This is a genomic window from Pseudonocardia pini (assembly GCF_013870575.1).
Lineage (GTDB): Bacteria > Actinomycetota > Actinomycetes > Mycobacteriales > Pseudonocardiaceae > Pseudonocardia > Pseudonocardia pini.
This window is the reverse complement of sequence record NZ_JACBXB010000120.1, coordinates 1-10,124: the sequence shown is the minus strand read 5'-3', so window position 1 is coordinate 10,124 and position 10,124 is coordinate 1. Positions and strand designations below refer to the sequence as shown.

8 protein-coding genes and 2 pseudogenes are annotated in these 10,124 nt (G+C 73.2%); 5 read left to right on the top strand and 5 right to left on the bottom strand.

Going from position 1 to position 10,124, the window contains the following annotated elements:
- Positions 1–178: 178 nt before the first annotated feature.
- Both H5J29_RS10015 and H5J29_RS10010 read left to right on the top strand, forming a co-directional pair.
- Complete coding sequence (locus tag H5J29_RS10015; protein WP_181780652.1) at positions 179–1,981, top strand: ABC transporter ATP-binding protein; 1,803 nt, start codon at positions 179–181, stop codon at positions 1,979–1,981.
- Positions 1,982–2,035: 54 nt separating this feature from the next.
- Positions 2,036–2,884 carry a dioxygenase family protein gene (locus H5J29_RS10010; RefSeq protein WP_181780651.1) on the top strand — a complete coding sequence of 283 codons (849 nt, stop codon included), beginning with the start codon at positions 2,036–2,038 and terminating at the stop codon, positions 2,882–2,884.
- Between the two features lie 31 nt (positions 2,885–2,915).
- Here the strand turns inward: H5J29_RS10010 and H5J29_RS10005 are convergent, their stop codons facing one another.
- Positions 2,916–3,647 (bottom strand): dienelactone hydrolase family protein, encoded by a 732-nt coding sequence (locus tag H5J29_RS10005; protein WP_312858140.1) that lies wholly within the window; start codon positions 3,645–3,647, stop codon positions 2,916–2,918.
- 165 nt (positions 3,648–3,812) lie between these two features.
- On the opposite strand from H5J29_RS10005, the pseudogene H5J29_RS10000 reads away from it, so the two are divergent.
- Positions 3,813–4,223, top strand: a pseudogene (locus H5J29_RS10000) (GAF domain-containing protein); the annotation flags it as partial.
- Positions 4,224–4,376: 153 nt separating this feature from the next.
- On the opposite strand, the pseudogene H5J29_RS34900 reads toward H5J29_RS10000, so the two are convergent.
- The 3 genes and pseudogenes from H5J29_RS34900 to H5J29_RS09990 form a co-directional block, all read right to left on the bottom strand.
- Positions 4,377–4,751, bottom strand: a pseudogene (locus H5J29_RS34900) (VOC family protein); the annotation flags it as partial.
- Between the two features lie 128 nt (positions 4,752–4,879).
- Positions 4,880–5,404 carry an RNA polymerase sigma factor gene (locus tag H5J29_RS09995; protein WP_181780649.1) on the bottom strand — a complete coding sequence of 175 codons (525 nt, stop codon included), beginning with the start codon at positions 5,402–5,404 and terminating at the stop codon, positions 4,880–4,882.
- 152 nt (positions 5,405–5,556) lie between these two features.
- Entirely contained in the window at positions 5,557–6,600 is a 1,044-nt protein-coding gene (locus H5J29_RS09990; RefSeq protein ID WP_181780648.1) for an alpha/beta fold hydrolase, read from the bottom strand.
- A gap of 243 nt (positions 6,601–6,843) precedes the next feature.
- Between H5J29_RS09990 and H5J29_RS09985 the strand changes: the two genes are divergently transcribed.
- A complete protein-coding gene (locus H5J29_RS09985) occupies positions 6,844–7,395 on the top strand; it encodes a hypothetical protein (protein WP_181780647.1) in 552 nt (183 codons plus the stop codon).
- On the opposite strand, the gene H5J29_RS09980 is transcribed toward H5J29_RS09985, so the two are convergent.
- Entirely contained in the window at positions 7,385–8,923 is a 1,539-nt protein-coding gene (locus H5J29_RS09980) for a benzoate-CoA ligase family protein (RefSeq protein ID WP_181780646.1), read from the bottom strand. The genes H5J29_RS09985 and H5J29_RS09980 overlap by 11 nt on opposite strands.
- Positions 8,924–9,049: 126 nt before the next feature.
- Between H5J29_RS09980 and H5J29_RS09975 the strand changes: the two genes are divergently transcribed.
- A partial coding sequence (locus tag H5J29_RS09975) for an AAA family ATPase (protein WP_312858139.1) occupies positions 9,050–10,124 on the top strand: 1,075 nt, incomplete at its 3' end.

The window sequence follows — 10,124 nt, the reverse complement described above, 5'->3', positions numbered from 1 at the left end:
CGCCCACGGCGCGAGGGCCTCCTTGTTGCGGCCGCGCAGCAGCCGGGCAACGCCCCAGAAGGCGTCGGCGAGCGACTCCGCATCCGTTTCCCCGGCCACGGGAACATCCTAGCAGCGACTGGTGTTGTTCCCTCATGTTGAGGTAACCTCAGCAATATCGCTCCGAGAGGGGACCCACTTGGACCCGCAGCAGAACCGCCCAGGTCGTCCGGACGGCGCAGAGCGCACCGGCCGCCGCACCGTCACCGCCGCCGAGAAGGAGCAGGCCCGCGAGGTCTCGCTCGCGCGCATCGGCAGGCTCTTCGCCCCCCACCGCGGCCCGCTCGCGGTGGTCACCCTGATCATCGTGGCCTCCTCGGTCGTCGCGATGGCCTCCCCGTTCCTGCTCAAGGCCGTGATCGACACGGCGCTGCCCGAGCGGGACCTCACCCTGCTGGTCTGGCTCACGCTGGGCATGGTCGGCGTCGCCGCCGTGACCGCCGCGCTGGGCGTCGTGCAGACGTGGATCTCCACCCGCGTGGGTCAGGAGGTCATGCACGGTCTGCGGACCGACGTCTTCGCCCACCTGCAGCGCCAGTCGCTCGCCTTCTTCACCCGGACCCGCACCGGCGAGGTGCAGTCCCGGATCACCAACGACATCGGCGGGATGCAGTCCGTGGTCACCTCCACGGCGACCTCCATCGCCTCCAACCTGACGACGGTGATCGCCACCCTCGTCGCCATGCTCGCCCTCTCCTGGCAGCTGACCCTGATCTCGCTGGTGGTCCTGCCGCCGTCGATCTGGCTGTCGCGCCGGGTGGCCCGCATGCGCCGCACGATCACCGCACGTCAGCAGCGCGAGCTCGCGGACCTCAACGTCACCGTCGAGGAGGGGCTGTCGATCTCCGGGATCCAGCTCTCCAAGACCCTCGGCGCGGGCCCCGCGGTCGTCGACCGCTTCACGCAGAGCTCCGAGCGGCTCGTCGACCTCGAGCTGCGCAGCCAGCTCGCGGGCCGCTGGCGGATGGCCGCCACGACCGTGATCTTCGCGGCGATCCCCGCGGTCATCTACCTCTCCGCCGGCCTGCCGACGAACGTCATGACGATCGGCACGCTCGTGGCCTTCACCGCCCTGCAGGGCAACCTCTTCCGTCCGATCACCGGGCTGCTCAACGTGGGTGTCTCGCTGGTCGGCTCGCTGGCGCTGTTCGCCCGGATCTTCGAGTACCTGGACCTGCCGGTCGAGGTGGACGACCCGGCGGAGCCGGTCTCGTTGTCGCAGGTGAAGGGGCACGTCCGGTTCGAGGACGTGACCTTCGGCTACCCGGGCAGCGACACCGCCGCCGTCGCGGGGGTCACCCTCGACGTGCCCGCAGGCACCACGCTCGCCCTGGTCGGCGAGACCGGGTCCGGCAAGTCGACGCTCGCGTCGATGGTCCCGCGGCTGCAGGACCCCGACGCCGGTCGGATCACCATCGACGGCGTCGACGTCCGTGACCTGCGGCTGGCCGACCTGGCCGGGATCGTCGGGGTGGTGAGCCAGGAGACCTACCTGCTGCACACGACCGTCCGGGAGAACCTGCGGTACGCCAAGCCCGCCGCCACGGATGCGGAGATCGAGGCCGCCGCGAAGGCCGCGCAGGTGCACGAGCTGATCGCGAGCCTGCCCGAGGGCTACGACACGGTCGTCGGCTCGCGCGGGTACCGGTTCTCCGGTGGGGAGAAGCAGCGGATCGCGATCGCGCGGACGCTGCTGCGGGACCCGAAGGTGCTGGTCCTCGACGAGGCCACCAGCGCCCTGGACACCGAGACCGAACGTGCGGTGCAGCACGCCTTCGCCACGCTGGCGGAGGGTCGGACGACGATCACCATCGCCCACCGGCTCTCGACCGTCCGAGACGCCGACCAGATCGCGGTGATCGACCACGGTCGGGTCGTCGAACGCGGGACGCACGAGACGCTCGTCGCGGGCGAGGGTCGGTACGCCGCACTGGCGGCCTGACGGTTGAAGGTTGTACTATCTCGCTTGTTGAACGCTCAAGTGAGGAGAACGGCCATGACCCACCCCTTCGACACCCATCTCGCGCGGGTCGCGGAGGCCGGTGAGCACGCCGTCTGGACCCCCGCCGACGGCGCCCTCCCGGCGCTGTACCTGAGCCACGGCGCCCCGCCGCTGTTCGAGACGCCGGACTGGATGACGCAGCTCTTCGGATGGGCGCGGTCGATGCCGCGGCCGAAGGCGATCCTGATCGTCTCGGCGCACTGGGAGGAGGCGCCGCTGGCGATCTCCTCCGCCGACGCGGCCGTCACGCCGGTCTACGACTTCGGCGGCTTCGCCCCGATGTACTACCGGATGCGCTACGACACCCCGGCCGCCCACGGGCTGGCTCGACGAGTGTTGGGTGCGCTGAGCAGCGAGAACGTCCACGAGACCGGCCGCGGGCTGGACCACGGAGCCTGGGTGCCGCTGAAGGTCATGTACCCCGAGGCGGACATCCCGGTGCTCCAGCTGAGCCTGCCGACGTCGGACCCCTCGACGCTGCTCGGGCTGGGCGCTCGCCTGCGCGCGCTGCGGGAGGAGGGGGTCCTGGTGATCGGCTCCGGCTTCACCACCCACGGCCTGCCCTTCCTGACCCGCGAGGCCATGACCGGCCGGCTCGAGGCGCCGGGGTGGTCGCGCCAGTTCGACGCGTGGGTGCAGGAGGCGCTGACCCGCGGGGACGTCGACGAGCTGGCCGCCTACCGCGCCAAGGCTCCCGGGATGCCGTACGCGCACCCGACGGTCGAGCACTTCACACCGCTCTTCGTGACCCTCGGCGCGAGCACGGACCCCGAGGCCCCGCGCACCTCCACGATCGACGGTTTCTGGTGGGGGTTGTCGAAGCGCAGCTTCGCCGCGGCCTGACCCGCGGGCGCGGGGTGCCCGGCGCGCGGGGTCAGGTCAGATGGGTGGTCAGGAACCGCTCGATGCGGGTCCAGGCGTGGGCGCTCGCCTCGGGTGCGGGACCGAAGCCCGCGATCTTCACGACCGGGCGCAGCAGGGCCGGGGCGTTGTCGCCCTCGTTGAGGAAGGAGTGGGAGGCGCCCGGGTACTCGACGACGTCGTGTGGCACGTCCGCCCTGGTCAGGGCGGCCTCCAGTCGTCCGGCGGCACCGCGCAGGGAGAAGTCCCCGGCCCCGTAGCTCGCGACGATCGGGCACGCGCCCGCGACCGCCGCGTCGAGGTCGCGCAGCAGCATCCCGTAGTTCACCGCGGAGGCGTCGAACCCCTTCGTCGCCGTGAGCAGCGCGAACCCGCCGCCCATGCAGAACCCGATCACCCCGACCCGGCCGGTGCAGTCCGAGCGTGAGGCCAGCTCGGTCCGCGCGGCCTCGATGTCGGCGAACGCCCGCCCCTTGCCCGTGCCGAGCGCACGAAACGTGCCGACCAGGCACCGGCGTGCCCCGCCTGCGCTGTACAGGTCCGGCGCGAGGGTCAGGAACCCCATCCGGGCGAGCCGGTCGGCGTGGCCGCGCATCTCGGCGTCGAGCCCGAAGGCCTCGTGCACGAGGACGACCCCCGGCCGGGGCCCGTCGCCGTCGGGCACCGCCAGGTAGCCGTGCAGCGTGGGGGAGCCGCCTGCACTCGCGGCTCGCGCGGACAGGTCGAGCGGGGTTCCGGTGGTCACGGGCGGGATCGTGCCGCGTGCGCCGCGGGACGGCAATCCGCGGTGATCGTCCGACGAGGACGACCGGGTCGTGATGGGTGGGCGGGTGGCTCCCGACCGGGCTTGTGGCCGTCATCCGGCCGTGTCACCGTGACCCGCGTGGGACAGGACGACGGACCGGGCGCGATGCTCTCCGGCCTGCGCCTGGACCAGCTGCTCGGCGAGGTCCAGGAGCGGCTGGGCGAGATCCGGCTGGCCCGCGACCGCGTCCAGGGCCTGCTCGACGCCGTGCTCGCCGTCGCGTCGGGCCTCGAGCTGGAGACCACGCTCAAGCGGATCGTGCAGGCCGCCGTGGACCTCGTCGACGCCCGCTACGGCGGCCTCGGCGTGCTCGCGCCGGACGGGTCGCTGGCCCGGTTCATCGACGTCGGGCTGGACCCGCACACCCGCGCGGGCCTGCTCGGCCACCCGCCGGAGGGCAAGGGCCTCATCGGCCAGCTCATCGTGCAGCCCGAGCCGCTGCGGCTCGCGAACCTCGGCGAGCACGCCTCGTCGGTGGGCGTGCCCAAGGGGCACCCGCGGATGCACAGCTTCCTCGGGGTGCCCGTCCGCGTGCGGGACGCGGTGTACGGCAACCTCTACCTCACCGAGAAGCGCGGCGGCCGCCGGGTCGCGGGTCCAGAGCGAGGCGTACGCCAGGTCGCCGGGCCGGACGCCGGCCCCCGGCGCGGAGCGGGAGACCATCCAGCGGTGCCCGGCCGGGTCCAGGACGACCCCACCGCGGCCGTGCGGCGACTCCGTCACCGCGCGTTCCAGGGTGGCGCCGAGCCCCACGGCCCGGTCCACGACGGCGTCGGGGTCGGCGACCTCGAGGTGCAGCGACACGGACACCGCCCCGGCGGCGGGGGCACGCAGGCCCATCTCCGGGAACTCGTCGGCGAGCATCACCAGCGAGCCGCCGACGATGATCTCGGCGTGCCCGATCCGCCCGTCCGGCATGGTGATCGGCTCGCCGCGGGGTGTCCCGCCGAACGCGGCGGCGTAGAACTCGAGAGCGGCGGCGGCGTCGGGCACCGCGAGGTAGGGGGTGAGCGGGGCGGGCGCGGTGTCTGCGGTGACGGACATGGGGGTCTCCTCGGTCTCGTCCCGGGGGCCGAGCACCAGGCGTTCGAGGCGCTCGCGCAACGCGGCCGCGAACCCCGGGTCGGGGTCGACGGGCCGTGGTGGGTCACGGAGGACGTCCAGCGGATCGGTCATGCCGGTCCTCCCTCCCGGGTGTATGCGGTGTAGGTGCGGCGGAACGCGCTGCGGGCCCGCACCAGCAGTGCCTCGGTGGCGCGCACCGACCGGTCCATCGCCCGCGCGACGTCCGCGACCGGCAGGCCGTCGAGATAGCGCAGGGTCAGGGCGGCGCGGTGCTGGGGGATCTGGGCGTCGAGCGTCTCGCGGGCCAGCAGGGCGTCGAGCTCGGCCTCCCACGGGTCCTCGGCCTCGTCGTGCTCGAGTGCGCGGAGCGTGCGGTCCTGGACCTCGAGGGCCCGCCAGTGGTCGGCGAGCTTGTGCCGGGCGATCCCGACGAGCCATGCGACCGTGACCCGCGGGGACCCGGAGCGGCACGCCGACACCGCGGCCAGGAAGGTCTCCGCGGTGAGGTCCTCGGCCAGGCTCCGGCGCCCGCAGCGGGCGAGGAGGTAGCCGTAGACCTCGGGCAGCGCGGTGTCGTACAGCGCGAGCAGGTCGAACCCGGGATCGGGCCGTACCCCCTGCTGTCCGCTCACATCCCCTCCATCGGGCGGCGGGCCCCTTCTCCGACGGAAGGTCACCCGATCGGAGCAGCTGTCCGACTCGCGCGTCGCGGTGTGGGGACTCGCGCCCGCGAGTCCCCCCGTCTCGACGCGCGAGTCGGACACCGAGGCGCGCGAGTCGGACGTCAGGTGGTCTCGAGGAACTCCTGGAGCACGGCCAGCCAGCGGTCGGCGGCGTCGACGTGGGGGCCGTGGCCCGAGCCCTCGAAGATCTCCGTGCGGACGCTGCCGCCGCGGGCCGCGTAGGCCTCCAGGACCGTCCGGATCTGGGCGACCATCGGCTGCGCCGGGTAGACCTCGGCGCCCGGCCAGCCCGGCACGGCGCCCATCGAGCCGAGCACCCCGAAGTCCAACGGCGAGGCGTCCGAGACGACGAGATCGGCGCTGCCGTGGGTCCACAGCACCGGCGGCTTCGGGTCCAGCTCCACGATGTCCGCCCAGTGGCAGTACTTGGGGGACAGGGCGTTGAGGATGCCGCGCGTCCCGGGTGCGGCGCCGGGCCAGTTCGGCGACGACTCGGCGTCACCGGGGTAGCCGTCCGGGCCGGTGAGCGTCTTGAGGACCTCCGCGACCAGCACGTCCTCCCGGTCGGCTGGCAGGTGGAACGACGGGGACCAGTACAGCGCGCGGATCACGTTGCGGATGGACGAGGGGCTGTCGGCGGAGGCGTCCCCGTCGGCGAGGCGCTGCACGACCTCGGGGTTCGCGCCCCCGCCGCCGGAGCCCGCATAGTCGGGGTGGGCCGGGGTGCCGTCGGCGAACACGCCGCCGTAGCCGTAGGGGGACACGGGGTCCAGGAAGGTCAGCGAGGCGACCGGATGCTCCTTCGCGTAGGTCGCGATGGCCGCCCCGGCCGTCGACCAGCCGACGAGGTGGGGAGGGTCGGTCAGGTCGAGCGCGCGGAGCAGGGCGTGCAGGTCGTCGGCCCAGTCGCCGAGGCCGCGGGTGGCGTCGAGGGCCTTGGGCTCGGTGTCGCCGAACCCTCGCATGTCCGGGGCGAGCACGCGGTACCGCTCGGCGAGGGCGGGCATGAGGTGCTCGTAGAACCGGCCCGTCGAGAGGTTGCCGTGCAGGAGCACGAGCGTGGGACCGGAGCCGGCCTCCAGGTAGTGCATGCGGAGGCGGTCGGTGTCGACGGTGGCGGACCGCACCCCGGGCAGCAAGGTCATGGCGCGGATCGTGGGGGCGGACCGCTCACCCGGTCAAGGGGCAGCGACCTCTTGATCGCCGGTTGCGTGCACTCAGTGCTGTCGTGATCGCTCTGGGCGCACCCAGACAGCGATCTTGCCGCGTTGAGAGCACGAAACGTGCGATCTTGGTCGCTGCACCTCGATGAGAGCAATGCTCTTGACTCAGTGCATCAGTCGCGGGCATTCTGTGAGCACTGCTCTCGCACTGCACAGGGGGAACCGATGACCGTCACGCTCGACACGCCCGTCACCACTCGCCCGGCCTCGCGCCGCACCACCGCCCTGCTGGTCGCCGCCGGGGTGCTGTTCGTGCTCTATCCCGCGCTCCGGCCGTGGGGCGACGCCACGCCCGCGGGCATGGCCGCCGCCTTCGGCTCGCCGCTCTGGCTCGCCGCGCACCTCGCCGCGATGGCGGGGTTCGTGCTCGTCGGGTTCGCGCTGCAGCGTCCACTGTGGTGGGTAGGAGCCGCGCTCGTGCTGCCCTACTACGGCGCGGAGGCCTTCGCGCTGCACGCCCTGGCGGGTCGGCCGGACCTCGCCGCGGCGGCCGACGCGATCCGGTACGGCCCCGTCGCGATGGTCACCTTCGGGGCCGGACTGCTCGCCCTGGCCGTCGCCGCGGTCCTGGTGGCGGTGCGGCAGGGATGGCGGGCGGCCCCCTTCGCCGCGGCGATGGTGCTGTTCCTCCCACAGTTCTTCGCCGGCCCCGAGCTGCGCATCGCGCACGGCGTGCTGCTGGGGATCGGGTGCCTGCTGCTGCTCGTCAGGCGGTGACCGGCCTGCCCTGCGCGCGCAGCCGGTAGCGCTGCACCTTGCCGGTGGCGGTCTTCGGCAGCTCGCCGACGACCACCACCGAGCGGGGCCGCTTGAACGCCGCCAGCCCGGCCCGGCAGAACTCCACGACCTCGGCGGGGTCCACCACCGCGCCCTCCCGGGGAACGACGTACGCGACCGGCTTGTCCAGGCCGTCGGCGTCCGGGATCCCGACGACCACCGCCTCGGCCAGCGCGGGGTGCTCCAGCAGTCGGGACTCCACCTCCGCGGGCGCGACCCAGATCCCGCCCACCTTGAGCACGTCGTCGGTGCGGCCGAGGCAGGTGAGCGACCCGTCGGCGTTGCGCACGTACTGGTCCCCGGTCCGCATCCACTCGCCCTGGAAGACCTGTCGGTTCACCGCGGTCCGACACCAGTAGCCGGTGCAGAGCGAGTCCCCGGAGATCCACAGCATCCCGGACTCGTCGGTCCCCGTGATCACCGAGCCGTCCGTGCGGCGCAGCTCGACCTCGTAGCCCGGCACCGGGAACCCGCTGCTCCCGGGCACGACGGCCCCCGCCCGGTTGGAGACGAAGATGTGCAGCGCCTCGGTCGACCCGATGCCGTCGAGGATCTCCACCCCGAACCGGTCACGGACGCCGGTGAACATCCGGGCGGGGAGGCTCTCGCCCGCCGAGACCCCTCGGCGCACACCGGCCAGGGCGTCGTCGGGGAGGTCGGAGGCGAGCAGCGGCCCCCAGAAGCTGGGGACCGCGAAGAACAGGGTGACGCCGTGCGTGCGGACGGACCTGGCCATCAGGTCAGGTGCGGGCCGGGCGGGCTCCAGCACGGTCGCGGCGCCCACCGACAGCGGGAAGAACATGCTGTTGCCGATCCCGTAGGCGAAGAAGAGCTTCGCGACGGACAGGCAGACGTCGTCCGGCCGGATGTCGAGCACCTGGTGGCCGTAGGTCTCGCAGACGGACCGGATGTCGGCGTGTCGGTGCATGGCGCCCTTGGGCTTGCCCGTGGTGCCGGAGGTGTAGAGCCACAGCGCCGGGGACTCGTCCCAGGTCGGGTAGGGACGCTCGAGCGGCGGGGCGTCGAGCAGGGCCTGCCAGGGCAGGGCGTCGGGTCCCGGCTCCCCGGTCAGCACCAGCGTCCGCAGGTCCGTCGCGCCCGCGGCGGCCGCGCGGACGGCCTCGGCGAACTGGTGCCCGCCGATCAGCACGCGCGCCCGCGAGTCCGCGACCAGCACGGACAGCTCCGCGCCGGTCAACATCGTGGAGCAGGGCACCGCGACCGCGCCGAGGTACATCGTCGCGAGGATCGCCGTGAACAGCTCGACGTCGTCCGCCATGCAGAGCACGACCCGTTCCTCGGGGCGCACGCCGATCCCGGCCAGGCCGCCCGCCACGCGTCGGACCTCGGTGGCGAGCTCGGCGTAGGTGAGGGTGCCCCGCGGGTGGTGGACCGCGGTGCGGGCGCCGTCGCCCGCCGACACCCGGCGTTCGGTCAGGTACTCCGCAGCGTTGAAGAGTTCACTCATGAACGTGGCTCCTGTGCCGGTTCGGGTGACCTGGAACTCTACAGTGAGATCACGTGCCGTCAACGAGTCGTAGAAGATCGACGATCGTGTGTGCTAGACAGTGATCGGGAACCGAAGGAGGTGCCCGTGAACGCTCCCACACCGGTCGTGGGGCTGCGCCGCGAGCGCGAGGTGCTCACCGTCGCCCTGTCCACGGGCAGGCACGTCGTGCTGGAGGGCCCGCCGGGCACCGGCAAGTCGACCCTGCTGCGCTCCATCGCCCGCGACGCCGGGCAGACCGTCGTGTTCGTGGAGGGCAACGCCGAGCTCACGCCCGCCCGGCTGGTCGGCGCCTTCGACCCGGCCCAGGTCCTGAACGAGGGGTACCTGCCCGCGAGCTTCGTCGACGGACCGTTGCTCACCGCGATGCGCGAGGGCGGGATCCTCTACCTCGAGGAGCTGAACCGGGTCCCCGAGGAGACGCTCAACGTCCTGATCACCGTCCTCACCGAGGGCGAGATCGCGGTGCCGCGGCTCGGCACGGTGCACGCGGGCGGCGGGTTCCGGCTGATCGCGGCCATGAACCCGTTCGACGCCGTCGGCACGGCCCGGGTCAGCCAGGCCATCGCGGACCGGATGTGCCGGGTGGTCCTCGGCTACCAGTCCGAGGAGGCCGAACGGGAGATCACGCGGTCGGTCAGCGGGGTGAACGGCTGGGTCACCGAGCTGTCGGTGGGGCTCGCCCGGGCCACCCGCGAGCACCGCGACCTGCGGACGGGTTCCTCGGTCCGCGGCGCGATCGACCTCGCGCACGTGCTCACGGGGCTCGCCGCGCTGCGCGGCGAGGACGAGCCGCAGCGCGAGACGGCGCGGGACGCGGCCTACGCCGCCCTGTCCGGCCGGGTCAAGGTGGTCGACGGGCTGGACCGGACCGCCGAGGCGATCATCGACGAGCTGCTGGAACGGCTGTGGCCCGAAGCGGCCCCGGAGCCGTCGGACACCCCGGAGGACGACCCGGGAAAAGCTAGCGGCCCCCCGCCCCCGGGCGCGGGGGGCCAGTCCGGCCGGGACCGGTCGTCGCGCGGGCAGCGGACGGTCGGCCGCGGCGAGCTGGGCTCGCGGCACGACGGCTTCGAGGACGTGTCGCCGGAGGTCGGACAGCTCGACGAGCAGGCGTTCGAGGCCATGCTGGCCGAGAACCCCGACCAGGCCGCCGCGCTCC